Origin of the sequence: Gilliamella sp. Occ4-3 (assembly GCF_001690675.1) — a bacterium.
Lineage (GTDB): Bacteria > Pseudomonadota > Gammaproteobacteria > Enterobacterales > Orbaceae > Gilliamella > Gilliamella bombi.
Window position 1 is genome coordinate 21,288 of record NZ_LZHR01000021.1, and the last position, 26,753, is coordinate 48,040.

The 26,753-nt window shown below is 35.5% G+C and carries 34 protein-coding genes and 1 pseudogene; 19 read left to right on the top strand and 16 right to left on the bottom strand.

What is annotated here, in order from left to right; genetic code table 11:
• Window positions 1-38 precede the first annotated feature (38 nt).
• Together ddaH and apt are read right to left on the bottom strand one after the other, a co-directional pair.
• A complete protein-coding gene (ddaH, locus tag A9G44_RS01840; RefSeq protein ID WP_065608562.1) occupies window positions 39-809 on the bottom strand; it encodes a dimethylargininase in 771 nt (256 codons plus the stop codon).
• A gap of 272 nt (window positions 810-1,081) precedes the next feature.
• Window positions 1,082-1,633: an adenine phosphoribosyltransferase gene (apt, locus tag A9G44_RS01845; protein ID WP_065609011.1), complete on the bottom strand. Its 552-nt coding sequence runs from the start codon at window positions 1,631-1,633 to the stop codon at window positions 1,082-1,084.
• Window positions 1,634-1,848: 215 nt separating this feature from the next.
• Here apt and A9G44_RS01850 point away from each other — a divergent pair, with 215 nt between their 5' ends.
• The 3 genes from A9G44_RS01850 to A9G44_RS01860 are packed head-to-tail and all read left to right on the top strand — an operon-like array spanning window position 1,849 to window position 5,336.
• Window positions 1,849-3,201, top strand: coding sequence for a vWA domain-containing protein (locus A9G44_RS01850; protein WP_065609012.1), 1,353 nt, complete (start codon window positions 1,849-1,851; stop codon window positions 3,199-3,201).
• A gap of 3 nt (window positions 3,202-3,204) precedes the next feature.
• A complete protein-coding gene (locus tag A9G44_RS01855; protein WP_065609013.1) occupies window positions 3,205-4,650 on the top strand; it encodes a sensor histidine kinase in 1,446 nt (481 codons plus the stop codon).
• 2 nt (window positions 4,651-4,652) lie between these two features.
• Window positions 4,653-5,336 (top strand): response regulator transcription factor, encoded by a 684-nt coding sequence (locus A9G44_RS01860; RefSeq protein WP_034914577.1) that lies wholly within the window; start codon window positions 4,653-4,655, stop codon window positions 5,334-5,336.
• Between the two features lie 63 nt (window positions 5,337-5,399).
• Here the strand turns inward: A9G44_RS01860 and A9G44_RS01865 are convergent, their stop codons facing one another.
• The 3 genes from A9G44_RS01865 to lolB form a co-directional block, all read right to left on the bottom strand.
• Window positions 5,400-6,461: a bifunctional transcriptional activator/DNA repair enzyme AdaA gene (locus tag A9G44_RS01865; RefSeq protein ID WP_065609014.1), complete on the bottom strand. Its 1,062-nt coding sequence runs from the start codon at window positions 6,459-6,461 to the stop codon at window positions 5,400-5,402.
• 246 nt (window positions 6,462-6,707) lie between these two features.
• Window positions 6,708-7,550: a 4-(cytidine 5'-diphospho)-2-C-methyl-D-erythritol kinase gene (gene ispE, locus A9G44_RS01870; RefSeq protein ID WP_065609015.1), complete on the bottom strand. Its 843-nt coding sequence runs from the start codon at window positions 7,548-7,550 to the stop codon at window positions 6,708-6,710.
• A 12-nt stretch (window positions 7,551-7,562) separates the two neighbouring features.
• Window positions 7,563-8,183: a lipoprotein insertase outer membrane protein LolB gene (lolB, locus tag A9G44_RS01875; RefSeq protein ID WP_065609016.1), complete on the bottom strand. Its 621-nt coding sequence runs from the start codon at window positions 8,181-8,183 to the stop codon at window positions 7,563-7,565.
• A 167-nt stretch (window positions 8,184-8,350) separates the two neighbouring features.
• Here lolB and hemA point away from each other — a divergent pair, with 167 nt between their 5' ends.
• The 3 genes from hemA (at window position 8,351) to A9G44_RS01890 (ending at window position 10,277) form a co-directional block, all read left to right on the top strand.
• Complete coding sequence (gene hemA / locus A9G44_RS01880; protein ID WP_065609017.1) at window positions 8,351-9,622, top strand: glutamyl-tRNA reductase; 1,272 nt, start codon at window positions 8,351-8,353, stop codon at window positions 9,620-9,622.
• A gap of 36 nt (window positions 9,623-9,658) precedes the next feature.
• Window positions 9,659-9,916 carry a DUF1289 domain-containing protein gene (locus tag A9G44_RS01885; protein WP_065609018.1) on the top strand — a complete coding sequence of 86 codons (258 nt, stop codon included), beginning with the start codon at window positions 9,659-9,661 and terminating at the stop codon, window positions 9,914-9,916.
• Between the two features lie 118 nt (window positions 9,917-10,034).
• A complete protein-coding gene (locus tag A9G44_RS01890; protein ID WP_065609019.1) occupies window positions 10,035-10,277 on the top strand; it encodes a zinc ribbon domain-containing protein in 243 nt (80 codons plus the stop codon).
• Between the two features lie 255 nt (window positions 10,278-10,532).
• Here the strand turns inward: A9G44_RS01890 and A9G44_RS01895 are convergent, their stop codons facing one another.
• From A9G44_RS01895 to A9G44_RS01915, 7 genes and pseudogenes are all read right to left on the bottom strand, one after another.
• Window positions 10,533-11,537, bottom strand: a complete 1,005-nt coding sequence (locus A9G44_RS01895) for a phage integrase (protein WP_065609020.1) — start codon at window positions 11,535-11,537, stop codon at window positions 10,533-10,535.
• Between the two features lie 204 nt (window positions 11,538-11,741).
• Window positions 11,742-12,500, bottom strand: a complete 759-nt coding sequence (locus tag A9G44_RS01900; protein WP_065609021.1) for a DUF6414 family protein — start codon at window positions 12,498-12,500, stop codon at window positions 11,742-11,744.
• Window positions 12,463-12,639: a hypothetical protein gene (locus A9G44_RS13425; RefSeq protein ID WP_179854788.1), complete on the bottom strand. Its 177-nt coding sequence runs from the start codon at window positions 12,637-12,639 to the stop codon at window positions 12,463-12,465. The genes A9G44_RS01900 and A9G44_RS13425 overlap by 38 nt, the downstream gene beginning before the upstream one ends.
• A gap of 180 nt (window positions 12,640-12,819) precedes the next feature.
• Window positions 12,820-12,921, bottom strand: a pseudogene (locus A9G44_RS13780) (site-specific integrase); the annotation flags it as partial.
• Entirely contained in the window at window positions 12,918-13,487 is a 570-nt protein-coding gene (locus tag A9G44_RS01905) for a PH domain-containing protein (RefSeq protein WP_065609022.1), read from the bottom strand. The gene A9G44_RS01905 and the pseudogene A9G44_RS13780, both read right to left, overlap by 4 nt.
• Window positions 13,488-13,626: 139 nt before the next feature.
• Entirely contained in the window at window positions 13,627-14,976 is a 1,350-nt protein-coding gene (locus A9G44_RS01910; RefSeq protein ID WP_065609023.1) for a PIN-like domain-containing protein, read from the bottom strand.
• A 38-nt stretch (window positions 14,977-15,014) separates the two neighbouring features.
• The gene (locus A9G44_RS01915) at window positions 15,015-15,383 is read right to left on the bottom strand and encodes a helix-turn-helix transcriptional regulator (RefSeq protein ID WP_065609024.1); all 369 of its coding nucleotides are present in this window, start codon (window positions 15,381-15,383) and stop codon (window positions 15,015-15,017) included.
• A 141-nt stretch (window positions 15,384-15,524) separates the two neighbouring features.
• On the opposite strand from A9G44_RS01915, the gene A9G44_RS01920 reads away from it, so the two are divergent.
• Complete coding sequence (locus A9G44_RS01920; RefSeq protein ID WP_065609025.1) at window positions 15,525-15,770, top strand: hypothetical protein; 246 nt, start codon at window positions 15,525-15,527, stop codon at window positions 15,768-15,770.
• 3 nt (window positions 15,771-15,773) lie between these two features.
• Window positions 15,774-15,917 (top strand): hypothetical protein, encoded by a 144-nt coding sequence (locus A9G44_RS13430; RefSeq protein WP_179854789.1) that lies wholly within the window; start codon window positions 15,774-15,776, stop codon window positions 15,915-15,917.
• A 177-nt stretch (window positions 15,918-16,094) separates the two neighbouring features.
• On the opposite strand, the gene A9G44_RS01925 is transcribed toward A9G44_RS13430, so the two are convergent.
• Window positions 16,095-16,322, bottom strand: coding sequence for a hypothetical protein (locus A9G44_RS01925; RefSeq protein WP_065609026.1), 228 nt, complete (start codon window positions 16,320-16,322; stop codon window positions 16,095-16,097).
• Between the two features lie 116 nt (window positions 16,323-16,438).
• Here A9G44_RS01925 and A9G44_RS01930 point away from each other — a divergent pair, with 116 nt between their 5' ends.
• From A9G44_RS01930 to A9G44_RS13435, 9 genes are all read left to right on the top strand, one after another.
• Window positions 16,439-16,783: a hypothetical protein gene (locus tag A9G44_RS01930; protein ID WP_065609027.1), complete on the top strand. Its 345-nt coding sequence runs from the start codon at window positions 16,439-16,441 to the stop codon at window positions 16,781-16,783.
• Window positions 16,784-16,996 (top strand): DUF2732 family protein, encoded by a 213-nt coding sequence (locus tag A9G44_RS01935; protein WP_065609028.1) that lies wholly within the window; start codon window positions 16,784-16,786, stop codon window positions 16,994-16,996. It abuts the gene before it with no gap.
• A complete protein-coding gene (locus tag A9G44_RS01940) occupies window positions 16,996-17,202 on the top strand; it encodes a TraR/DksA C4-type zinc finger protein (RefSeq protein WP_065609029.1) in 207 nt (68 codons plus the stop codon). Before A9G44_RS01935 ends, A9G44_RS01940 begins: the two co-directional genes overlap by 1 nt.
• Window positions 17,203-17,238: 36 nt before the next feature.
• Entirely contained in the window at window positions 17,239-17,496 is a 258-nt protein-coding gene (locus A9G44_RS01945) for a hypothetical protein (protein ID WP_065609030.1), read from the top strand.
• A gap of 58 nt (window positions 17,497-17,554) precedes the next feature.
• Entirely contained in the window at window positions 17,555-18,376 is an 822-nt protein-coding gene (locus A9G44_RS01950; RefSeq protein WP_065609031.1) for a DNA adenine methylase, read from the top strand.
• A 31-nt stretch (window positions 18,377-18,407) separates the two neighbouring features.
• The gene (locus tag A9G44_RS01955; protein WP_065609032.1) at window positions 18,408-18,593 is read left to right on the top strand and encodes a hypothetical protein; all 186 of its coding nucleotides are present in this window, start codon (window positions 18,408-18,410) and stop codon (window positions 18,591-18,593) included.
• A gap of 1 nt (window position 18,594) precedes the next feature.
• Window positions 18,595-20,667, top strand: a complete 2,073-nt coding sequence (locus A9G44_RS01960; RefSeq protein ID WP_065609033.1) for a replication endonuclease — start codon at window positions 18,595-18,597, stop codon at window positions 20,665-20,667.
• 327 nt (window positions 20,668-20,994) lie between these two features.
• The gene (locus A9G44_RS01965) at window positions 20,995-21,192 is read left to right on the top strand and encodes a hypothetical protein (protein WP_065581732.1); all 198 of its coding nucleotides are present in this window, start codon (window positions 20,995-20,997) and stop codon (window positions 21,190-21,192) included.
• A 184-nt stretch (window positions 21,193-21,376) separates the two neighbouring features.
• Window positions 21,377-21,541 (top strand): hypothetical protein, encoded by a 165-nt coding sequence (locus A9G44_RS13435; RefSeq protein ID WP_176701999.1) that lies wholly within the window; start codon window positions 21,377-21,379, stop codon window positions 21,539-21,541.
• Here A9G44_RS13435 and A9G44_RS01970 read toward each other — a convergent pair.
• Genes A9G44_RS01970 through A9G44_RS01980 form a run of 3 tightly spaced genes read right to left on the bottom strand, consistent with a single transcriptional unit; the run spans window position 21,528 to window position 24,653 of the window.
• Window positions 21,528-21,785, bottom strand: coding sequence for an ogr/Delta-like zinc finger family protein (locus A9G44_RS01970; RefSeq protein ID WP_065609034.1), 258 nt, complete (start codon window positions 21,783-21,785; stop codon window positions 21,528-21,530). The two genes, A9G44_RS13435 and A9G44_RS01970, sit on opposite strands and share 14 nt — an antisense overlap.
• A 43-nt stretch (window positions 21,786-21,828) precedes the next feature.
• Entirely contained in the window at window positions 21,829-22,875 is a 1,047-nt protein-coding gene (locus A9G44_RS01975; RefSeq protein ID WP_065609056.1) for a phage portal protein, read from the bottom strand.
• On the bottom strand, window positions 22,872-24,653 hold the full coding sequence (locus A9G44_RS01980; protein ID WP_065609035.1) for a terminase large subunit domain-containing protein: 1,782 nt from the start codon (window positions 24,651-24,653) through the stop codon (window positions 22,872-22,874). The genes A9G44_RS01975 and A9G44_RS01980 overlap by 4 nt, the downstream gene beginning before the upstream one ends.
• A 144-nt stretch (window positions 24,654-24,797) precedes the next feature.
• Here A9G44_RS01980 and A9G44_RS01985 point away from each other — a divergent pair, with 144 nt between their 5' ends.
• Together A9G44_RS01985 and A9G44_RS01990 are read left to right on the top strand one after the other, a co-directional pair.
• On the top strand, window positions 24,798-25,688 hold the full coding sequence (locus tag A9G44_RS01985) for a GPO family capsid scaffolding protein (protein WP_065609036.1): 891 nt from the start codon (window positions 24,798-24,800) through the stop codon (window positions 25,686-25,688).
• Between the two features lie 62 nt (window positions 25,689-25,750).
• A complete protein-coding gene (locus A9G44_RS01990) occupies window positions 25,751-26,740 on the top strand; it encodes a phage major capsid protein, P2 family (RefSeq protein ID WP_065575923.1) in 990 nt (329 codons plus the stop codon).
• The last annotated feature ends 13 nt before the right edge of the window (window positions 26,741-26,753 follow it).

Below are 26,753 nucleotides of genomic sequence, written 5' to 3' on the forward strand. Positions count from 1 at the left end.
TATGTGGTTTAGTACGGTTAATATTTAATATAGATCGATTAAAATCTTAGTGACATGCAACTTACGCCACCATCAATCTTTTGATATTCCGATGTATCAACTTCAATAACTTGATAACCAAGTTTTTCTATTTTTGCTTTTGTTGTTGGATAGCCCATCGGCATTATTACGTGATCATTAACCCAAATACAGTTGGCAGCATAACTTTCTTGTTCGGGAATTTCGATAATATTAAAGCGTTGAAACTCTGGTTTAGTTATAAATTCGCCTGCTGCTAATAGGTTATTGTTTTCTAAATAAGCTAAACCTGTTTTTAGATGTAATACTTTTTCAAGCTTAACTACCGAACCAGTTAATCCGTACTTCTCTAAAATAGCTATCATTTGGTTAGCACCAGCTTGGTTGGTTCGAGCAGATAAGCCAATATAGTAGTGGTTTTCAACCATCATTATATCGCCAGCTTCAACGGTGCCTGGTGCGGTGATTCGCTCAACTTTATTGGGATAAAATCGTTCAATGGTGTCTGATATAATTTCGGTTTCTGCTCGGCGACTTTCAGCTCCAGGCCTTGTAATAATTGCACAATATGGGGTACAAAGCACAGCGTCTTCAACAAAGACTGAATCAGGAAAACGTTCGTCGGGTGGTAAAATAGTGATATCAACATCGCACTGCTGTAGTGCTCGAATGTAATAGTTATGCTGATCTAAGGCTTTTTGATAATCAGGTTTACCCAAGTTAGCTGACGTTAATCCGTTAATTAAAGATTTGGCGGGTGTTCTTGCAATAATATGGTTAAATTTTTTCATTCTATCTACTTCCTTTTGTTTTAAATAATTATGCTTTATTTATGAATAATAATTCACATTTATGGCTTTATCAAGATGTAAAGTGTATTTTTATTCTTTTTTGGAGGTTTTGTTGGTTTTTTATCTTGATTTATTTAGCTGAATTTAGATAGAGTGGTGGTACATATCTATTTTTTATGCAATGAAAATGACTAACTTATTTTATTTTAGAAAGGAAAAGAGATAAAAGTATTCAAAATAAAAAAAGGCACTAATTGTGCCCTTAATAGTAATTATTCGCCGTCAAAATTAACTAAAGTAAAGCAATCAATTCCCATATCCGTTAACTTTGTTTTGCCACCTAAATCTGGTAAGTTGATTACAAATGCGGCGTTTTCGGCAATGCCACCAGCTTTACGAATTAAATTCGCTGTTGCAGCAATTGTTCCACCTGTAGCAAGTAAATCATCAATAATTAATACTCGTTCACCTGGTTTAATGGCATCAGTGTGAATTTCTAACGTATCTGTACCGTACTCAAGCTGATATTCTTCTTTAAATACGTGGCGCGGTAACTTATTGGGCTTTCTTACTGGTACAAAACCAATATTTAATGCTAATGCTATTGGTGCTGCAAAGATAAATCCACGCGCTTCGGTGCCAACCACTTTATCTATTTTTTTATCTTTATAGTGATCGATTAATAGCTCAACCGATGTGCGAAATGCAACAGGATCTTCAAGCAGACTAGTAATATCACGAAATAAAATCCCTTTTTTAGGGTAATTTGGTATGGTGATAATACTATTTTTAATAAGTGCAAGTTTTTCTTGTAATTGAGTCATATTAAATGTTCTCTATATCATTTCTATGAGAATGGACAATTTTTTATTATATACTCTCGCCATTTGGAATGGCAATAAACAAAAGTCAATATCGGCATAAATTAAAATTCTTAACTTGGTTTTTTACATTTTTTTACAAATAAATACAATATTCAGACAGTTTATTTTATAAAAAGCAGATAATTGAATAAACTTCATATAAAAAAGGAAATAACATGAAATTTATTAAATCACTTATTTTTATTGGAATTTCTGCCTTGAGCTTTTTGGGGAATGCTAAAACAAATAATCAAATACAGGTTCGTTCTGAATTGGCATCGCCTATTATCTTAGAAAACTCAGAAGAAAAGAATTATTTAAAAGTGTCGTTAACTGGAATTGAGTTTGACTCATCTAAGCGTGTACCGATTAATTTAGCTTTGGTCATTGATCGTTCTGGTTCTATGTCTGGTGACCGTATTGAAAAAGCAAGAGAAGCGGCTATTCTTGCGGTTAATATGCTTAATAATGAAGATATGTTATCAATTGTTGCTTATGATTCTGATGCTAAAGTTATTGTGCCATCTTCTAAAGTTACTAATAAACAAAAAATTATAAGATTGATTAATAAACACATTGTTGCTGGTGGCGGTACAGCATTATTTGCTGGTTTAAGTAAAGGTATTAATCAAGTTGAAAAGCAACTAACTAAAGATAAAGTTAATCGAATTATTTTGTTATCTGATGGGCAAGCTAACATTGGACCATCTTCGGTTGGTGAACTTTCAGAGTTAGCCATTATTGCAGCTAAAAAGAATATTGCTATTACTACGTTAGGTATTGGTAGTGATTATAATGAGCAGTTAATGTCCTCGATTGCAAGTTATAGTGATGGTAATCATGTATTTATTGATGATACAGCAAAGCTTGAAAATGTATTTGTGCGTGAATTTAAAGATGTTATGTCTGCTGTTGCGCAAGATGTAATTATTACTATTCATTTGAAAGAAGGTGTTAAGCCTGTGCGTTTACTTGGTCGTGATGGTGTAATTAAAGATAATCAAGTCACAGTTAAAATGAATCAGTTGTATTCAAATCAAGAAAAGTATCTATTATTAGAAGTTATCCCAGAAAAAGGTAAAGTAGGGCAAGATAAAACACTCGCCCAAATTGATTTGCAATATGATAATTTATTAGAAAATAAAACCGAAAATGAAACCCAAATTGTTAAAATTGCTTATACTGATAATCAAGATGTAGTTAATAAAGCCATTGTTCATGAAGTCGTTGCCGAATCAGAAATACAAAAAGTTACACTTGAAAATGATAAAGCTTTAAAGCTTTATAATGAAGGTAAAGTAGATGAAGCAAGACAGTTATTACAAGAAAATAGTAAAATGCTTAGTGAACGAGCAGATATGTTAAGCGAACACGAGCCAGAAGTAAGTAGTAGATTAAAAGAACAAATGGATAAAAATAATATAATGGCTGATGCAATTCTTACCGATGATGAGAACACTTATCGTAAAAAAGTGACTGAAAAACAGTATGAATCTAAGCAAAATATGAAAAGTGTGATAAAAAAATAACTTATGAAAAAATTAACAGCGATTTTGTCTTTTTTTATATTAATAGTTGCTTTTAGCTATTTAGGTTGGCGAACTATTGAGCATGAGGTCTTAATGCGCCAAACTAATCAGAAGCTATTAGCACAAAGTCAAATGAAGAATATAAAATCATCAATTGAATCGCTGTTAAATCAACGAGCTGTTTATTTTAATAGTTTGGCTCAGTTTTTACATAGCGATCAAACTGATATTGATGTTTTTTTAGCATCACAAACCGATATTAAAAATATCTTTAAGATCAAACATAATAAAATTGTTTATTTTAGCAATAAAACCGATCTGCAATGGAGCAATATTGTTGAATCAATTGAATACGATAGTTCAATTTTAGTTAATCATCATTCTCAATCTGAGCAATTTCAACCTAAATTTGGTTGGTATCAATCCTATGATCATCTTATTTATTGGGTAATTGAATCAGACACGATAATTGGTTTTGAGCTTTCAACCATTAATTTTTCGTTAAATGTGATTTGTTTATTTGACGATCAAATGTTAGCTAATAATTTTGTGTTATTAGATCACGATAAACAGATTTATGTTAATGGTGAACAATTGGCAGATAGTATCACTATTACGCTAGATTATCCATTACAGAATTGGAAATTAATTTATTATTATCAATCGCCTAAATTATTAGTATTGTATTTACTTGGTGGTGGGGTTATTGGTTTATTTATCATTGCTATTAGTTTTATTGTTTTGTATTGCTATCGTGAATATACTCGAACATTACGATTAGCAAAACAACAAGTTAGCTTTGTTGGTCAGGTTTCACACGAGTTTAAAACACCTTTAACCAATATCACACTTTATGCTGAACTATTACAAGAAAAACTGATAGATGAGCCCGTGCCAATTCCAGATTATTTAGAGGTAATAACAAGTGAAAGTAAGCGATTGACAAGATTAGTACAAAATGTGCTTAATTTTAATAAGCCAGCCAAGCTGAATATTAAACCAGTCAATTTAACACACCTAGTTGAACGAGTTTATACTACTTTTAAACCTGTGTTAGCAAAGAAATCTTTACAACTTAATTTAATTATTAATTGTGATAAAAATTGCATGATTAATACCGATGAAGATAGTGTGTTACAAATTGTTAATAATTTTTTAAGTAATGCCGAAAAATATGCTGCAAGAGGTAAAAAAGTTGATTTGTTACTCAATAAAAATGACAAACAAACAATCATTACAGTTCGAGATTATGGTATCGGCATACCGAATCATTTAATCAGGCAGATCTTTAAACCATTTTATCGTATCAATTCATCAATAACAGAAGGGGTTGCTGGTACAGGTATTGGACTTACCATTGCTAACCAATTAGCACAGCAATTGAATGGCACCATTCAGGTTGTAAATGAAAACCCTGGCGTAGCCTTTTCGTTAATTATTATGGAGTAAAAATGAAGATTTTAATTGCTGAAGATGATTTATATATCCGTAAAGGTATGACCGATCTTTTAGAACAAGAAGGCTATTCAATTATTCAAGCACCTAATGGTAAAGTTGCTCTAGAATTATTTGAACAAAATCAACCTGATTTTATTATTTTAGATATTATGATGCCTGAACTTGATGGTTACAGCGTTTGTCGTGAAATACGTAAAATAAATGATGATGTGCCAATTTTATTTTTATCAGCAAAAGATGAAGAAATTGATCGCGTAATAGGGCTTGAACTAGGTGCTGATGATTATATGAGTAAACCATTTGGTGTACATGAGCTAAGAGCAAGAATTAAAGCTATAGCTAAACGTTATTTAAAATCACAACAATCCAATCCAAAAGTTGATGATTCTTTTGTTTTTGGTGATTTGCTGGTTTATCCAATTGAGTTATGCGCTAAACGTAGGGAACAAACTATTGAGCTTTCGTTACGAGAAATAAAGATACTGGAATGTTTTTATAAAAATAAAAATAACGTGGTTACCCGTGATATGCTGTTTGATTACGCTTGGGGCTATGATTATATGCCAAACAGCCGAACACTAGATCAACATATTTCGAAATTACGCAAACAAATCGAAATTGATCCCTTAAATCCAGTTTTGATCAAAACAGTTCATGGTGTAGGGTATAGGCATTAATCGTACTTTTGATAATAAAAAACTTTATTTTGTATTAGTCTAATTTGTGTTGAGAGAATACTTTTAGTTTTTATCTGAATATTTTTTTTCGTGTTCAATTAGCCAACGTTTTCGTTCTAATCCTCCACCATATCCCATTAATTCGCCATTTGAGCCAATGACTCGGTGGCAAGGTATGATAATTGCAATTCGATTAAATCCATTTGCGCTTGCAACTGCGCGAATAGCATGTGGATTATTGATGTTTTCTGCTTGCTCTTTATAGGTAGTTAGTTTTCCATAAGGGATTTGTTTTAAACTGTCCCAAACAGTTTGCTGAAAATCTGTTCCAGGAGTATGTAATTTAACAGCAAAATATTTTCTTCTTCCTTGAAAATATTCATCAATTTCATTTTTAGCTTGAACAATATGGCTATTTTCTCCAAAAATAATTTTTGTATTAAGTTGTGTTTGTAATTGTTTAAATTCTGTTTCTAACATTCGACGATCCACGAATTCTAATAGGCAAATACCTTGATTAGTGGCGCAAATAAACATTGGTCCCAATGGTGTAGTTAGGCGATTAACCAAAATAATTTCGTTATTAGTATTTTGAGATGGGGCATTTTTCATTATTTTTTTGTAAGTGTATCCAAAACCACTTAATGACTCATATCCTGTATCATAAGCGGTATTAATGACATTTTTACCAATTTTAAGCTCTTGAAAGGCATTATTTATTCGATACATCCTTTGATAGGTTTGGAAGGTAATACCATAATTTTTTTTGAACCAGCGTCTGATCGTTTCGGGGCTTATTTGATGCTCTTTTAATATCATATCGGATATTTTTGTTTTAGGATTTTGGGTAATTAATGCGATAGCTTTAATGACTTCTGATGGTGCTGCGTTAGAATTTTCAGTTGGTTTGCAAATTTTACAAGGACGATATCCAGCATCAAGAGCTTCTTTGAAAGTGCTAAAAAATTCTACATTTTCATATTTTGGTTTCTTTGCCCGACAAGTTGCAATACAAAATACCGAAGTTGTTTTAACTCCAGCATAGAATATCCCAATATAGCCTTGGTCTTTTGCAAGTAAAGCCTGATAATATTGTTTTCTTTTGTCTAAATTGGTAATAAGCATAATTTTTAAAATCTTAATTTTAGTTAATTGATAACTGGGTTTTGTAATCTGGTTAGCATATTAAATAAACAGTAAGCATCGCAACCGAAAAATCGACAACTATTTTTATTTTACTGTTTTTATGGTTTATAAATATAATTGGTGATTACCACATTCTATCTTTGTCAAAATGTGGTTATATTTAATATATAAATATTGACGTAATAAAACCTTAACCATTTAATGATTGTTGATTAAGGTTTTTGTTTAATTTGTGAATAAAGGAGAGGTGTTTAACGATTTTGCGACAAAACTATTAACTGATAGTGCTGCATTAAGTTTGCCTTGAATGGCTAATGCTTGTTGCTTTGATTCACATTGGGTAAAAACACATGCACCAGTTCCTGTTAATCGAGTTGTACCATATTGGGAAAGGTAAGTAATTATTTTATCTATTGTTGGATAACGTTTCCTAACTACTTCCTCACAATCATTTTTTAATTCGTTAAACTTCAATGAAAGTAAATTAGTAATGCTTTGAGCTGGCGTATTGCGAGTTAGCTCAGGATCATTAAAAATTTCGACTGTTGATATTTCAATATTAGGGCAAGTGACTAAATACCAATATTCAGGAATATCTACAGGGTGAAATTGATCGCCAATTCCTTCGGCAAAAGCCGCATGACCATAAATAAAAATAGGGACATCGGCACCAATTTTTCGTCCTATATCCATTAGTATTTCGGTTGATAAATTAAGTTGCCATAGCTGATTAAGTGCTACTAATACTGTTGCAGCATTAGATGAGGCTCCTCCTAATCCACCACCCATAGGAATTTTTTTATCAATTGTAATATCTACACCTAAATCATTACGGTTGGTATAGGATTTCAATTGTTCAGCAGCAACAACAATTAAGTTTTTATTAACGGGTACATTTGTAAAATCGGTTAATAAGTTAATTTTATTATCTTGACGAACATTAAAGGCTAGGATGTCGCAATAATCAATAAATTGAAATAACGTTTGTAAATTATGATAATTGTCAGAACGGCGTCCAGTGATGTAAAGGAATAAATTTAATTTAGCAGGCGATAACCACTGTTTCATAACTATTATCCTTTATCGTAAAATCCAGTCACTAATTTTTAAGCGAACAACTTCGTCATCATGCGTAAGCTCTATAGTTGCAGGTAAATCTATCTTTTTGTTTTTATGAGTATAAGTAGAGTAACTTGGAATTTTTAATGTCCATTTATTGTTATTTTGTATAAAGACAGTTGAAAGTAATCTTCCTGAACTATCTAACTTGTCAGTGTTGGTGTTGTCTGAAAATCCTTTTAACCAATTATGCAAAGAATTAAGTGGAATATTTACATTGGATATCTTTTTCATAAGATTTTCAACATTGGTATCTTGGTAACTTCTACCGTCTTTATCAACCAGTTGGGCATAATTAGGTTCGACATTTAATGTTAAAATATTGCTACCAATGGGGGAGGTTAATTTAACTTGGTAGTTATCAGTTGATTGTTGTGCTATTAAAAATCGTCCATAATTACGAGATTTATCACTTATGTAAGCTATACTGCCTTTAACTTGGAATGTGTTTATTTGTTTTAGATTTTGTTGGCGGATTTGCCACTGCTGTTCAACCGAAGCGTTGTTTTGAGATTTTGTTATTTGGCAAGCGGTGATAAGTAAAGGTAATATGAAAACAAATATATATCTGATTTTAGACATAAAATAACTCTTAGTTGTTAGTGTTTGTGTCAATAAGTGCAGTATTATAACTGATAATTTACTGAATAAGAAAAAGAACCTTTACTGTTTTTTATGTATAATATGGACGTTTAAGAACTCTTAATAAAATAATTATACCTAATAACCTTCAAAAAAGAAGCGATGCAATGTCTATTACAATTTTTGGTGTTAATCATAAAACAGCGCCAGTTGCTTTAAGGGAAAGGCTTGCTTTTCCTAATGAGATTGTCGATAAAGCACTATACAGCTTATACCAACATCCTTTAGTTGATGGGTGTGTTATTTTGTCTACCTGCAATAGAACAGAAATTTATCTTAGTTATGAGCATCAAACTGACTATCTAAGATTAAAACAATCTGTAGAAAGTTGGTTAGGACAATTTCATCATCTTGATGTTGATCTATACCAAGATTCATTTTATTGGTATGACGGTCAACAAGCTGTTGAACATTTGATGTCGGTAGCAAGTGGTTTAGATTCTATGATCATTGGTGAGCCACAAATTCTAGGGCAAGTTAAGCAAGCATATAGTTTTGCTCAAGAACAAAATTGCTTATCTGTTCAATTAAAAAAACTATTTCAAAAAGTATTTCATGTAGCGAAAATTGTCCGTAGTGAAACCAATATTGGCACTAATACAGCATCTGTCGCTTATGCTGCTTGTTTAGTTGCTCGCCATCTTTTTAGTGATACCTCTAATTTAAATATTATGCTTGTTGGCGCGGGTGAAACAATAGAGCTTATTTCACGTTACTTAAAACCGCATGGATTTAATCAAGTTATTATTGCCAATCGAACCCGTGAAAAGGCATTAAAACTTGCGGTTGATATTGATGCAGAAATCATTTCATTACCTGACATCGCTAATCGACTTAAAGATGTTGATATTGTGATCAGCTCAACAGCGAGTCCTTTACCTATTATAGGTAAAGGCATGGTTGAGCGCACTTTACGAGCTAGAAATCATCGTAAAATGCTGTTTATTGATTTAGCTGTTCCTCGCGATGTAGAGGAAGAGGTTAGTCAACTCAATAATGTGCATCTTTATACTATTGATGACTTACAAAAAACGGTTGAAAGTAATTTAGAACAAAGAGCTATTGCCGCTAAAGAAGCGCAATATCTTATTCAAGAACAAGCTGAACTTTTCATTAATTGGCTTAAGACTAGACATGCAGTTGCTTATGTTAAGCAGTATCGTAGTAATGCAGAAAGTATTAAACGTGAGTTACAAATAAAAGCCTTAAATGCCATCAGGCAGGGCGCTAACATTGACGATGTTTTTGCTGAGTTTTCACATCGCTTAACCAATAAATTAATCCACGCCCCGACTCAAACATTATTTCATGCAGCTACACATGATTGTGATGACTGTTTTAAAGTATTAAGTAAAGGGTTAGGATTAAAAGAACATTAGTCAATATGTTGTTTTGCCTAGGAAACGAGGAATAAATTGGATCAGATTGAATTTTTTGATATTCCAAGCCCGTGTAAACGAGTTTGTGTAACTGATAAACAAGGCTATTGTATTGCTTGTTATCGCTCAAGAGAAGAAAGATTTAGTTGGTTAACCTTGAGTGATAGCCAAAAGCAAAAAGTTTTGCGTTTATGTAAACAACGGGCATTAAAACGCCATTATCTATTATCAAAACAGCAACGACAACAACAAGAATTAAATCCAGTAACACCTCAATTCGATCTTAATTTCTAAATCTATTTATCTATTTTTAATATATATTGTAATCTTGTTTAACTCAGAGTAGGATTTTTATACATATAAAGATGGCAATTATTTAGTCACCTTTTTTAATATTATTGGAATTTAAAATATGAAAATGTGTATTGCATGTGGCATGCCAATGACTGCTATTGCTGATTATCCATTGCTCGATATGTCTAAAAACTATTGTAAACATTGTGCTCATAAAGATGGCACAATGAAAACATTTGATGAAAAATGGCATGAAGTTACATTACAATATGCTCAAAATCACAATGTTGATAATGCAGTAGCTAAACAAACTGCTTATATAATCCTTAAAAAATTACCTGCCTGGAAAAGGAAGGATTAGACGTTTTTTTAGGCAGATAAATTGCTTTATGAATAATATCTGTTGCAGATATTGCAAAGCTTAGTATAATGCCAACGTTTACTTATTTGCACTTCAAATGCCAGTGTGGCGAAATTGGTAGACGCAGCGGATTCAAAATCCTTAACTTACACATTAAAAAACAACAACTTATAAATAAATCAATATTTTACAATGTCAATAAAGGTCTTTAATGGTCGATAAGGGGCAACTCGACCGCCATTTTACCGCCATTTTTTAGCGTTTAATTAGTGGATTTAATGCCGCTGCTTCCTCCAAGTGATCGGGTGCAAAGTGAGCGTAACGCATTGTGACTTTAATATCAGTATGCCCAAGTATTTTTTGTAGTACCAAGATATTGCCCCCGTTCATCATAAAATGGCTAGCAAAAGTGTGGCGTAGTACATGCGTTAATTGCCCATCAGGTAATTCAATGCCGCATTTTTCGATCATCTTTCGAAAGTATTTATCGCTAATAGTGCATTTAAATAACTTGCCTTTTGTTTTTGGCAGTTCATTCTGTAATTCTTGGGTTATCGGCACTGAACGATTACGCCGCCCTTTAGTTTTGATAAATGTAATACGACCGTCTTTTATTTGTGACGACGTCAGATCGCATATTTCAGACCAGCGCGCCCCAGTTGACAACCCTATCTTTACTTTAAGTAACAGTTCTTTATCTGTGCTTAACGCAGCTTCTGTTAGCACAGCATCGATCTGCTCTGCTGTAAAGTACGCCATTTCTTGCTCTGTTGTTTTGAACTGTTTTATATTTTCCAAGGGATTTGGCTTGTCCCACTCTCCAAGTCTTTTTAGCTCATTAAAGACGGAGCGTAAATAAACAAGCTCTAAGTTCAATGTCCTTTTTGATACTGTTTGTTTAGATTTTACTCTGTAAATTTCACCGCTTAATCGCTTTTGTCTATAATTTGTAAAATCCTTTGTAGTGAAGTTATCGGCAAGCGGATCCCCTAGGCTTTCACAAATAAAGTCTAATATCCGCTTTTCTCTCTCGCCGTCCGCTAGTGTTTTTCCATGTGATAAATACCACGTATTCACTAAGTCAGACAAACGCCGCCGATCTTGCTTTTCAGCAATCCAAGGCTTTGTGATTGCTTGTTCTTCGATATAGCTTTCATAGGCAAGCGCTTCGCCCTTTGTTGCAAATGTTTTGCGGATGCGGCGGCCGCCATCTAAATATTTTTCAAATAGCCATTTGTTTTTTTGTTTTCTGATAGACATGCATAATACTCGTAATCAAATTTATATAAATGATGATTTAGTGTTATACAGCTAGGTTAGTTGATTTGTTTGATGTGATTAGAAGGCCCTGCCATAACTGCTCTTTGCTCAATTAAGCACGTGAATCCGAGATTAGAGGACAGGGTACAATTGCACATAATACTAATACAAATTGCGATCTATGTCTAGCTGTGACGACTTAATTTAGCCGATTTGTCTAAATATCATTAAAGGCGTAATACCAAAATTTTCGCGATGTTTCCCTACCATTGCTTTAAAATGATTGGATATGTCGCCTAAGTCAGCTATATACTTCCTGTTTTCAACAAAACCCCTATTCACTTCACCTGGTAATGAATCTAATATTCCAATAACAGACCAAACCCCTTCTAAACCATTCCCGTATTTCAATAGAAGTTCACTAGAAGGCATAAGTAGGTTATGATCGGGTAATGTCATCCATGCCCTGTTTTCATTTTCATCTTTAAACGTGAATTGAACTGTTGCGGGAATAACTTTGATAAAACCAGCAATTTCTTTCCAGTGTTTGTCTTTTTTTAACCGATCCAGAGATCCGGACGTAATTAGCTGTTTAATTGTGGATATATCAAAAATCTCAACCAAGCCGGTAAACAAAATAATATCGCCGACTTTCGATTTATTGATATTTTTATTTATTCTTTGTTGTTCGCTTAATTTATGCAGTAGTCTCAAGTGAACAGATAAGGCTGTATCGAAAGATTGCTCTGTTGATTCCGTGTTTGAGTTATCTCTATTTTTTTCAAAACCAATGACCGTATTAAGAACAGCTTTACTTTCGGATGTTTCTTGTTGCTCGTATCTGTTTTTGATTTGAGTAATAATCCCATTAGATTCAATTTGAGCTAAAAGGATTTTTGATTTGTGAGTGTCTATATAGATAAAATCATAAAGTGAATCGGTGAGTTGTTCCGAACGCTCCATTTTTTTTAACCTCTTCAAACTTTTTGCGTTTTTGTTCTAAACGCTTTTCTGTTTCTTCAATGTCCTTTGTGACAGAAATAAATAAATCTAAAGCTTCCTTGTTTAAGTTTGCTTTATTTAATGTATTTTTCTTTGCCATTTTGGACTCCATTGTAAGAGGATAAAAAATAGTACTTGACTACTATAAAACAAATCACTCTTAGCTGCAATATGCTTGTTTTAAATTTAATCTGTACAAAATAAACCTTACTTCAAAATACTCGCCTTTAATAACTGATACTCATCATCAGTAATAGCACTACGGTTTTGTGGCCGCTTTATAGCTTTCATAGGCAAGTGCCTCGCCTTTGGTTGCGAACGTTTTACGAATGCGCCTGCCGCCATCTAAATATTTGCCGTTGGATTGCTTGCGTACACTCATCCCAGAATTTTAGCCTTTTGTGCTTGGAATTCTTCTTCTGTTATAATGCCTTTTTCTTTTAATGATGCTAAGCGTTCTAATTGTTCGAATGGGTCATTATTATTGGTTGCGGGTTGTTGGGCGTGGTTGTTTGCGCTTTGTTCTTTGCTTTGTTTTAGTGCTTCTATTGCTTGCTTAATCATATTGGTAAACGGTACCACACCTTTTTTTGAGACGTTTTCGACCGTGTACGTGTGTCCGTCGGCGGCGATCGTGATTTCACCAAATAGTAATTTAGTTTCTCCGCCAACTGATGAAATGTGACTTAAATCTAATGCAACTTGTTTCAATCCAAAAAACATGCCTTTATCTAAAAATATTACTCGTTGATTAGTTAAAATAATCAACCATGTTTTACCGTCCATGCTTCCCGATGATATACCGATCGGCGTCTCGTTTGGCATTGCGATTTGCGGAAAGTGTAAAAATTCTTTTTTAGTAAAAAAACCGTCATCATGAGATATTTTTTTTAATCGTTCAAATTCGGCTAATAATTCGGCTTTTGTTGCTGTTTTGTAATCAATCATTTTATTTCCTTCCTCTTTTTTATTATTTATTAAAAATACTCGCCTTTAGTTGCGAACGTTTTACGAATGCGCCTGCCACCGTCTAAATATTTTTCAAACAGCCATTTGCCGTTAGATTGCTTGCGTACTGTCATGCACTTTATTCTTCTTTAGGTCTAACTTTGGTAGGTATATAAAACTCTACTAAGTCATCTAACTGTTTTGAATAATATAATAATTGTTCTTCAAGCCTTAATAAACGTCTGCGATATCTAATTTCATCTTCTCTAGATCGAGGTTCTAATAACAACATTTCCGTAACACGAATATCTCTTTTCGTGGCTTTTATTGATTGCATTAAATTAAACCTTTCTCTTTGGAAAAAAGATAATTTTGTATTTTCTGGATTGGAAGGCGGCTTAAAATCTTCTGAATCTAAACTATCTGGTTTTTTTTCTGAACGGCTATTAGAAATTTCAAAGGCAGCTCTTTCTAAAATCAATCTTTTTAAATTATTAGCAGTATTTTTAATGTCATTAACTGAATCATCATTTAATTCTAAATTGAAAGTATTATTACTTTGTTCAACAAAACTTTCTGAATCAGCAATAAGAAAATGACTAATATGCTTAGCGTCCATGAGTAATTCATCAAATAACTCATATCTTGCCACCGATATTGTTTTATCTCCACTGTAATGTTTCTGAACCCAGTCTTCCTTATTATCATCGGTTACAAACACTATATTTTTTATTTCAAACAACTTGGCTTTTTCATTCTTTACATACCGTTTTATTTCCTCCCAAATAATAAGATCTCCATATTTGTAAGGAATCGCACATCCATTATGATAGTAAACATTATCTTCAGATTGATCTTTAGTTGCATCTTTATAACCAGGCGGTCGCTTATGCTTATAGCGCTCTTTACCTTTATTTTTAATGTCTTCTATAAAACCTTTATCGTAAGCGGTACCAACGAATTTAAGTATTTCCATTAATGAATCATATATTTTATCATGATTGTTAATACCAACATCGTTATCTGTTACCTGCTTTATTTTTTTAATATACTCTTCTTTTTTTTTAGAAAAGTCCTTATTAATAACTTCCTTAATATTATTCCAATCAGTTTTTAAGTCTGGGTATTTACGGCTAAAATCTTTGCATGCTGATGAAATATCTTTTTCTTCTTTTTTTTCAAACATATCGTTGGGAAATTCTAAACGCATATCATTACACCGTTTAATTATTTCGTTAATGGTGTTCTCTTTATCATTAATGACTTTTAGTCTATTTCTATGATATTCAAGCATTACATGATATGGAATCCAAATATTACTTTTCAATTTTTCAAGTATTTTAAAAAAGTCATCTTGAGTCTTCTTACGATAACTATATAAATTCAATAAAATGTTTGTATCTAGAATAAATAGTGTTGTTTTGCTCCGCCATACAGCATCAATTTGTTTTTTAGTTATTGGTGTATAAGCTTTAAATTTTTTTTTCATTATTTTTCCTAATTTCCAATAGTCAAATAAATCGTAAATTAACCAACCTTAAAAATACTACTCTTTAATAACTGATACTCATCATCAGTAATAGCACCACTGTTTTTTAGTGCTGCAATTCGTTCTAGTTTTTCCAACGCTTCGCTTGATAGTTCAATTGATTTTTTTTCTGTTTTGATACCGTCGATGTTTGGCTCACCCTCGCCAGTTAGAACCCATTGCAAATTTGCGCCTGTATCTATTGAGCATTTAACTATTAAATCATATGGAATTGAATTTCTTGCGACTCTATTACCTATAACACTGACAGTAGTCCCAAGTAGTTCGCTTAGTGACTTAACTGTTTTTGCTCCATAGGCGAAAACCATTCTATTTATTATTTTTTTGCATTCATTTTCAGTATCCATAAATCACCCGTAAAACTCAAAAAAATCCGATTCGGAGTATTGACACGCCTCCGATACGGATAGTAATATATAAAACAATCCGAAACGGACACTCGTAAAGGTCAATAAAGGTCAATAATTCCAAAAAGGACATAATGCACTATGAGCGAACCAATTTCAATAACTTTAAAGTTTGGACCTTGGGTAACTGTCGAACGCTATGCTGAGCTTTCCGGTTTACCTCTTGAAACAGTTAAAAAATATGTCAAAAAAGGGGAGCTTCCGGTCAAGAAGAAACCTGTTTCAGAAAAATCAAGCCGTACCCGTACGCTGATTAATATGTTCGATATCTCAGCGGGTGCGGCAATGGAAAGTAAAAAACGAATCAATTTAATTTTTGAGGTTTAAGCAATGGCTAACTCATTCTATTTAAAAAAGACCACGCAGCAACCAACCCCGATCGATATTCAAATCAACACGCACAACCCGAAAGGTTGGATTGAAAAATCAAACGGGCAAGTAATTAAGTTGCATAAAAAACTAATTGCGGATTAATCAAATCAATAAAAGGGGTAATTATGTTTGAACATGAATCGATTGCTGATTGGGAATGCAGAATGATAAAGCAAGCAATATTAAAAAGTGCAGAAAATCTGCACCTAACCCCGATTTTCCTTGCGGAAGAACTAATACGGGCTTTTGAAGTAGTGGACAAACACTATACAAATAATTTTACAAGAGTTGATTCAGTCGTGATAAATCCTTGTCGGCCTGTTTGAATTGTTCGATTTCATCGGCTAACAAAATGCATTGTTGAATCTGCGTGTTTCTCAATTGACTAGCAAGATCTTCAACATCCTTTTTTGACAATAATTTATTAGCGAGCACAGACAAAGCTAATTTTAAGGCAATAACTTCATCTGAGCCGCTAAGAACAGCATTTTTAACTTCGTACGACATTTTATTTCCTCTTTTTGTTGGGGAATTTGATTATAACAGGTTCTTTTTTTGTTGGGGAACAAAAAAGAAGTGCGAGGCTAGGCGCACTCAATCCTAGCCATTGCAGGGGGGGGTACATGAACACAATGCAAAATAATCAAACCATTGAGCCACGCAGTTTAATCCGTGAGTTCAATCACATTTTAAGCGGCAAACGCAGCCTTGCCCGTTCAGCTTTTAACAATTTAAAACCAGGTCAAAAACGGTTGTTACTTAGTGCGTCGGGCATCGAATTGCGCACAACTGAAATTTATAACTCAGATAGTCAATTTACTCATGCTTGGCAAATGCAATATGACAATCTGACAGATAAAGAAGTCGACGACTTAAAGAAAGGTTTACGTCGATTGCAAGCAATTATTGATGCATTCGCATTATGTGAAGAAGAAGATTTTAAAAAAGAAACTAAAAAGGTGGCATAAATGAACATGACAACACTTAAAGGCGATGCATTACTGCAAGCCTTAAATCAGGCAAAAGAAGAAACAAAAAGCGGACTTTGTGACGTATTTACGGCAAAGCTGGAACGCTTGGCGGCTTTTATTCGAACTTATGACTTAAGCCCGACCCAGTCAGCCGACCTTTTAGAACAAGAAGCCGAAGTCATGCGGTCAGGGCAACGGGGTGACTTCTAATGGCAGATTTAGCAGATATCGCACAAGCACACATTGAAACAGTTGCCGCCGCGGCTGTGAAAAATGCAAGTGCAAAGGTTTACACCGGCAAATCATCACTTTATTGCTGTGAATGCGGCGAGCCAATACCGGAGGCAAGACGTGACGCCGTGCCGGGGTGTAGTTTGTGTGTCTATTGTCAGCAGATTTTAGAAGCAAAAAGGTAAGCACGAGCAATAAATTATTAATAAAGGAGAAAACAGATGTTTGAGAAATTTAAATCTAATTCACGCAAAATAATAAATGTAGAAGATTCTCTATTTGAGTTAATTGCAGATCATGAGATGCGGGTAATTACACTACCGAAAGAGTATTCAAAACCGTTAAGAGAAAATCCAAAGTTTGCCCTTGCATGTGGTGATGCGGTGATCATTTGCGAAGCTGTCGACTTGTATGACTCAGACATTGACGACGATGTACATATTATTGAGTTTGAAGTTAAAAAAGACGAAACAGAATAAATCCATCAATCAATAATCAATCGGGGCAATCAGCCCCAAATCTTTTAAGGCTCAAAAAATGTGTGTAGAAAAATCCTTTTTAAAATGGGTCGGCGGTAAGGGTCGGCTTATTCCTCAGTTATTACCTCACATGCCAGACGGCCAGCGGCTAATAGAGCCGTTTGTTGGGGCGGGTAATGTGTTTATCAATACAAATTATAGTAGCTATATATTAGCTGATAAAAACCGTGATTTAATTAACGTTTATCGCTGTCTACGTGATGATTTAGCCGAATTAATAAATACTACTCAATCATTATTTGATAGTGACATCGATTTTTATGAAGTTCGCTGCCGCTTTAATTGCAATATAACGCAACCATTTACGTTAGAACGTGCTGCTGAATTTATCTATTTAAATCGCCATTGCTTTAACGGCGTTTGCCGTTATAACCAAAAAGGCGAATTTAATGTACCGCACGGCAAATATAAAAAGGTTTACTTTCCCAAGGCTGAACTAATCGCATTTAGCAATAAGCTGATCTCCGTCCCAGTTACGTTAATAGCGGCAGATTTTAGGGCGTCGATAGAAATGGCCGAAGCAGGCGACGTTATTTATTGCGATCCGCCGTACATTTCGGGCACTAAAAACGATATTTTTACTGGCTACACTCCCCACAAATTTAATTACCCAGTTACGAAATTGTTACGTGATTTACTGGTTCATGCCGTTAGACGTGGAGCAACTGCGATCGTATCAAACAGTAACAACGCAATAGTAAGAGGTATTTTTAGTGATTTCGAAATCTACGAAATCGACGCACCAAGGTCAGTTGCCGCTAATGGTAATCGAAAACCTGCAAAAGAGATTATTGGCGTGTTAACGCCGGATATGCTTTAACAATCATCATCAAAATTAGGGAGGTGTAACTGTGTTCAATTATATATGTAAACATTTATTACGTGCTGCTAACTCTTTGAAGCGTTCAATGATCGTTATGCAGCCGCCGAAATTGAAAAAAGGCAAAGGCAAAAATAAAACCGCACACACGCCCACGGGTATAGCAAAAGCTCGCCGGGTAGCACGGAAAAATCGTAATAAAAAACGTAGAAAGTAACATGACCACAATCACGCAAAACTTACCAACATTAAATCACAGGGTTAAACATGCCCTGCTTTCTGGTATGCGTGATTTTTACGATACGGTTGGCAAGTTTTTACCAACAAAATATATTCAACCAAAATCACAATACGCCACAAGTCGCAGACCGCCCAAAGAATTGACTATTATTGAGCGTCCACTTTGGGAGCAGATACCGCATGAGTATGATTATTTTCACCCGTATTTTAGTGATACTCCGCAGTTTATCGGTGGTTATTTTGCTCACAAATATGCAACGCTGTATCAAGAAAAAGGCTCAAAAGTTGCTAATACCTATTTACGCACTTGTGGGCTAACTCGGTGTACCGAAGTACAGCAGCAATACGCAATCGAAAATGCTGGAAAAAGCCTGATTGTACAAGAATTTTATGAGCAATTATCGAAATTACCAATCTTAGACAAAATCGACGTTGAAGAACTTGGCGGAAAGATTGCTGGCTATATGCACAATCTCATTATCAAATTTTTAGAAACCGAGGAATTTAAGTTAAGCAATAACGCCCATGAATTAGCTATCTATAAATTTGCATTAGAGCAACTCAAGCCGTTAAAAATTACAGCACCCTACTTTGCTGATTATAAAAAAGGTGAAATCAGTGAACAGCAAATTGTTATCGCACTAGCTAAATTATCAGATGATAAGTGGTGGAAAAGCAGATTAAAGCGGACATGGGGCTTTCAGCGTGAGCATTTAGCTATTGCTGCCGGACAAGTACAAAAGCACGCAAACCCTTATGCAAGTCGCACCTGCGTGGGTGAATGGAAAGAGCAAAAACGGAAAAATCGGGAATGGCTAAAAAAACAATGTATAGAAAATACCGAAACAGGCGAACAGTTCGAGTTAGTTTTACAGGTCGATAAATCAAACGCCAACCCAGTAATCCGTCGTTGCGAATTAATGGTCCGTATGCGAGGCTTTGAAGATATTGCTGATGAGTACGGCTATGAGGGGGCATTTATAACATTGACTGCGCCGTCAAAATATCACGCGGTACATGCCAAAGGTGGGTTTGTCAAAAACTGGAACGGCGGCACACCACGGGACACGCAGCGTTATTTATGTGGCGTGTGGGCAAAAATTAGAGCAAAGCTAAACAGAGAGCGTATAAAAATTTTTGGGTTTAGAGTTGCCGAACCGCATCATGACGGCACACCGCATTGGCATATTTTAGTTTTTATGCTACCGGCACACAAACAGCGGGTTTATGAAATTATGCAAACCTATGCACTAGAAGAAGACGGCGGCGAACAGGGTGCGCAGCATGCTCGCTTTAAGTTTGAAAATATCGAAAAAGAGAAAGGATCGGCAACGGGCTACATTGCTAAATATATTTCTAAAAATATTGATGGTTATCAGCTTGATAATGAGGTCGATGACGAAACAGGACAAAACTTAAAAGAAATGGCAAAGAACGTAACGGCTTGGGCTAGCCGTTGGGGTATTCGTCAATTCCAACAAATTGGCGGCGCACCCGTAACGGTTTGGCGTGAACTTCGTAGACTTGGCAGTCAAAAAGTCGAAAGCCCTGCAATCGATCCGGTTTTGGCCGCAGCGGATGCGGGCGACTGGGCGGCTTACACTCAATTACAAGGCGGCGCTATGGTACAGCGCAAAGATTTACGGGTAAGGATTTCGTACGAAGAAGCACAAAATCAATTTGAGGAAGATATCAAGAAAGTAAAAGGTGTGTTTTCCCCTATTATCGGTACAGCTTCTTTTATATGCACTCGTTTAATAAAGTGGGCTGTTGTTTCTAAAAATAGGAGCGATAGCGACGCTCGGAGTTCTGTCAATAACTGTACGGAGGTTAAAAAATCACCGCAGGACGATCGGCGTGAAAAAGTGATAAATGAGCTAAAAAAACATCAAATAAATTACAATTCTCATCAGTTAAATCATCTTTTAGCGGGTCGGGAACTAAAGTTTAGTGACAAATTGCTAATAAAATGGGTTAAAGACAAGTTGGCCGTAATCGACTTACGCCAAAAATGGAGTGGTATACCGCCAGATATAGAGTGGAGTTTTTAAATTTTGTAAAAAACTTTCAGGATAATATACGTTTAAGTATAAAACAGGGTAAATACACATGTTGACAATAAAACTAAAACCGATATATAGTAAAAATACGTTAGCAAAATCTAACGTCAAGATTGGCATCTTGTTAGTTCAACGACGTATAAGCCGCGTCAGCGGTATTTTTATGCGTGCTTAGTCATACCTATTCTATGGTGGACTGAGCGAGGGCTTCGAAAGGAGCGCCGTTTCGTTGAGCGGTAATGCCAACCTTGTTCAGTTCACCGCCAATATTGGCATGTTGGTGGTGATTGTTTAAACATTATCAACGGATAAAATACTATGAAAAACTTTAACCAACTTACAACAGTTGACACATCAGAAAACGTTATCATCCACCTTAATAATTTTGCAAAAATCGAACAGGCCGAAACGATTGCCCGTAATTGCATCAATGCACATTCAACCCCCACCGATTTTATGGTTATAATTTGCTGTATTGCGGATTTGTTGCATTCAGTAATAGAACAATATGAATAAAACTGAGTGAATTTTTTGGGCGGTAAATTCAATTTTGTTCAGTTTACCGCTAAAATGCTTTATATGGTTTTATGTAATAAAAATCAGATAGTTATACATTGATCACATTTTTTTAATTTTTTCTTGCCAAGTGATAGCTGTATAAATATACTGTATATATGTACAGTTAACAAAGGGTGAAAGAATGGATCAAATAACAATAAATAGCATTAAGTTAGAGCAAGCCGAATTTTTAAACAAATTAATGATTGATGCTGAGTTATCAAACAATGATATAAAAATCGGCTTATGTTTGTTGCATGAAATATTATTAAAAATGAAAGAAATTGACAAAACTACGCAGGATTAACCACATCAAAAGCCAGTTGTGAATTATTGCCATGACTGGCTAAATAAGCATTTAATCTATCTAGTCCTTTTGCGCTCGGGCTTAACACTCTATCAAATTCCGATTTAATTCTAAATGTCAAACCGCATTCAGGATCTGAGCATGAACAATATTGATAATTTAGCAGCTTGTGAGTGCGGGCAGTTTTTGTTATTCGGGCTTTTTGGCCGCATTCTGGACAGAATAATAACGGGGTTCGGCTCATGTTATTCTCCGGGAAGTTCTACACGAGCCAATTATAACATATTTTAATCAGTTGGCGGGATAATTACTTCAAAATCAAATAGTAATCGATTAGAAAATGGTGAATTAATGATGTCTTGATCGTTGTTCACTGAATCACGGATTAAATCCTGCAAAACCTTTGTTTCAGTTGCCATATAATTCTTGCGTAACTTAGTAACATCCCCTGTATTTGATCCGTTGGCCGGAATAACACCCGAAAGTCCGGCAGGAAAACGATGCGCATTTAAAAGGTCTTGTGCTGAAATGTTCTTGATGTTGGCAAATTCATCTTTGGCCGAGTTTAGATCGCCAACAGGAATCAATTTTATACCGTCGGGATTGCCTTCAGGAATACTTACAAACATATTTTTAAAGTTACCAACACCTTTAGAGTTTTCTATTCGTTCTTTTATTTCATTTTCGACTTCGTCGGTGATATTCGGGTCGTTAACGTAAAAAATGTAGCCCATGTGCGCCCCGTTATTATAATAGCGACGGCGAAACATAGTAGATTCACTGTTTAACATGGCACTATTTACACCACCTAAATAATCAGGCAGACCGTAAACTTGTTGCTGTGTGTCGGACATTTTTACTTGAATTACATCTTCAACCGGGTAAATAATCGTTTCATTTTTATTTGGGAAAACAAAGCCAGTTATTTCGTTTTCATCATCGTTTTTTTGTGCTCTGACATATAACGACATTAGCGGCGTCAATCCCACAACATTACCAAAGGCGTTACGCAGCTTTAGCAGATAACAATCACCAAATATAATTAAATCTAAAAAAGCCGACATGGCTTGCATATTGCTTAATCCGCCACTTTTGTACGTGCTTAGTAACATGTTACGCCTTGCTTGCACTATTCCGCCGTGCTGTGCGTTAATATTCGGTAGTTGTGACAGGGCGAGCCTATCGATTGGGATCGTATAACAATCACGTTCATATTCATTACGGGCATTATGATAATAAGTTAGGTCAGTTAATACGGTTTCCGGCCGTTCAAATGCAATTGAACTCATTCGAGCGGTTTTTTGTGCTTTTTTTCGTTTAAACAGATTTATCATTTTTGTAATACCCATTTTGATTGACGTTTTTTAGTGTTGTTTAATGGTTCATTAAATACCGCGTGCGCTATAGCAAAAAATTCGTCGGCGTGTCCTGTTTGTTCTGTCCTGCTAGCGGCATATGTGATCTGATTTGATTTGGCCGTGGCTTGTTGTTCAATTGACATAAACGCCGTGATTAAGGTTTTTTGCTCCTCGTCCCATTCAATTCGCCCCTCCTCGACAACATCGACCATTTTTAAAACCAATTGATTTTTGATATTTACGTTATAGTGAATATCTCGAACTTCACGCCGTGCAAACTCTTTAATATGTTCATAAACACCGTAGCCGATCCCTGTTATGTCAATGCCAATATAAGTAATGTTAAATTTTTCTTTAATTTTTTTGATTTCGTTTGCCATATATTTAAAATTCATACCCCGCCATTGATAAATAGCTAGCACCCGAAATTTTTCATCTGGGTGTAACGGCGGAGCAACTAGCACAAACGTAGCATTATCACGGGTGCGACTAGGGTCAAAGCCTGCCCATACTTCACGATTGCCGAAAGGTCGATCGGCTTTTAAGTCTAAATCTTGCCATTTGCTTGCATCAGTAATGCATTTTTGTAATTTTTCAAAGTCAAAAACGCCCTTACCGCTTTCAGCAAATTTACAGCAATACAGAATTTTAAAAGCTTGGGCACTGTTCGAATCTTTTAGATCATCAATATCAACTTTATCAAAGCCTAGCTTGATTGCATCTTCCATAGTGATCAGCAAACGCCAAAACTTATCGGGGCAGATTGTGCCGTTCATGCGCAGCGTTTCATCGGCCGGGAAGTCGATATTTTTCCGTTTTTGTGATCCGTCTTTCCATTCTTCGCCCGACCATAATTTATAACATGGGTGATCTTTAGTGCTTGGTGTTGAAAATAACGTTATTCTAAAATCCCCTAGCGTTGCCATAGCTTTGGCGCCGGTGTACAGGTCGATAAATTTGGACATCCAGAAGACTTCATCAAAATAGACGTTACCGCTATAGCTTTGGGCTGTGCTTACATTGTTGGCGCATAAAATTAAATTGGCATGATTGCTTAATGTGATAAAGTCACCGCCTTTTATTTCAACGCCAAAAAACTCATCGGCGATCCGCTTTATGTACATTGAAAAAACCCGGGCTTGCGCTTTTGATGATGAAACAAATATTTGATTATTGCCCGTCAATACCGCATCTTCAAACGCCTCGAATGCAAAATAGAACGTAAAACCAATTTGGCGGCTTTTTAAAATAAAGCGATAGCGTGACGCTGTTTTATGCTCTCTAACATATAATTGATGTTTATATAACAGCGTTTGAGCAACATCATCAAAATCTTCTTTTGTAATATGTGAAACATCATTCTTCTTACGTCGTCGGGGCTTTTTGCCCGATTTTTCGTTTTGTTGCTGTTGCTCACTATTGTCATTAATATTATCTGTAGTTTCGGTTTGCTCTTGTTTGTGCTGTGTTTTAGCTCGTGCATTAATTAATTTGACATGCTGCGCTACCAGGTTTTCGATCTCTCGCAGCTCTAACTCGTTTTTATTATCTCGTCCGATCAGTAGTGCTAGTCGGCGATTGATCGCATCTTCGACCGATTCCTCACTTAATAGTAACGACCATTTATACTTTTCCGCCCAATAGTAAACGATCCTTACATTTTTTAAATGTAACGATTTGGCTATCTCTTTTGGCGTGTGACGCTTTAAATATAGCGCCTGCGCTGCTTTAATTAGTTCGGTATTGTATCTCATGTAACTATTGTCTAGTAATCACATAAAACATTCATCAAACCCTTTTCGGAAAAGGCTTTATATCCGAAACGCACGCCGTGCAAACTAAATTACTAGCCGTTAACATACTCACATCAATTAAATCAATTCAACCAAGTTAAAAATATGGCAGAAATCAAAATCAGCGATTGGTTATGCATTGCTCAAGAGGGCAAAACAATCGATGGGCGAGAAATTAAGCGGGAATGGCTCGAAAGCGTTGTAAAAAATTATAGTGCAGAATTATATCAGGCATTGGTTTGGTGTGAGCATGAAGAGCCATTCTGGCGGCAATTTTCTGCTAACTTGGGCACGGTTGAAGAATTAAAGTTAGAGGAAAAAGACGGAAAACTAAGATTAATGGCTCGCTTACGTGCTAACGCTATTTTTCAATCTATGAATGAACAAGAACAGAAAATTTATTCATCAATTGAAATTTTACCCGACTTTCCGGAAAACGGCGATTTTTACCTTGTCGGCTTGGCTGCTACCGATCAGCCGGCGAGTACAGGAACTTCACGGCTTGCTTTTTCAGCCAATAAAAAGGGGTTTCGAGCTGAGCCGGTTTTACTATTTAATTCTGAAAAAAATAATTGCTTACCAAATAAAAAAATTAATTTATCAAAACTCACTAAAAGAGAGAATTTTAGCATGACACAAGACGAAATTGATGCATTGCTTGCCGAGCTTGAAGAAGCTAAGAGCACAATTGCAGAACTGCAAGAACAAAATAAGACACTGATTGAACAGCTTGAAAATGGGAACGCCGAAGCAGCACAAGCAACAGCCGAAGAAATTCAAGAAAAAGCTGAACAAGCAATCGATAACATTGAGGAAGCTCAAGAAGTAACAGAAGAAGCGGCTGACAATGCCGAGTTTTCACGAATTAAAAAAGAAATGGCGCAACTCAAAGCAGAACATAAAGCATTAACAAATAAATTTAATGCATTGATGAAAACCCCCGTAAGTCAAAAACCGGGTATTGGTTCACAAGCATTTAGCATTGATTTGCACTAAGTACGCATTGATTTGCACTAAGTACTTTAATCACAAGATAAAACTAAAACCGAGATAAACACATGTTAAATCAAAAAGCAGAACAGTTAATACAAAAATATTGCACGGCACTAGCTAAGCAAGCCGGCGTTACGAATATTACTAAGCAGTTTTCGTTATCGAATCCAATGGATACCCGCCTCCGCGAGGCAATTTTACACAGCACCGAGTTTTTACAAATGATAACGTGTTTTGACGTTGATCAACTGAAAGGGCAAGTTGTTGTTACGGGTACTTCTCAATTATTGACGGGACGAAAGTCAGGCGGTCGATTTATCAGAAAATTAGGCGTAGACGGTAACACCTACGAACTAAGCGAAACCGACTCATGTGCGGCATTAGATTGGGCTACGTTAAGCGTCTGGGCTAACTCCGGCGGTGAGGGTGAATTTTTCCGCATGATGCAAGATTTCATCGATAAGCAGTTCGCACTAGATATGCTTCGCATTGGCTTTAATGGTGTCAGTGTTGCAAATACTTCCGATCCTGATCAGTATCCGAATGGTGAGGATGTTAACAAAGGCTGGCATCAAATCGCTAAAGAGTGGAACGGCGGATCTCAGGTGTTAACAACCCCGGTCACGTTAGGCCCGGGCGGTAGTTATGAAACATTAGACGCTATGGCATCGGATTTGGTTAATCATTTACCGGTTGAATGCCGTAACGATCCAAATATCGTTATCTTAGTCGGCAGTGATTTGCTTGCCCGTGAGCAATTCCGCTTATATAGCAAAGCTGACACACCAACCGAAAACTTGGCCGCCGCTCAACTTGATACGATTATTGCAGGTAAAAAAGCATTTGTTCCGCCATTCATGCCTGGTAAACGTATCGTGGCAACCACGCTTAAAAATCTTCACATCTACACGCAAAAAGGCTCACGACGCCGCGCCGCTGAAGATGTTCAAGACCGTAAGCAGTTCGAAAACAAGTACTGGCGCAACGAGGGTTACGCTTTAGAAGTGCCTGAATTATACGTGTCAATTGATGAAAGTGCGATCTCATTTGTTTAAGTTTAGTCCTGCT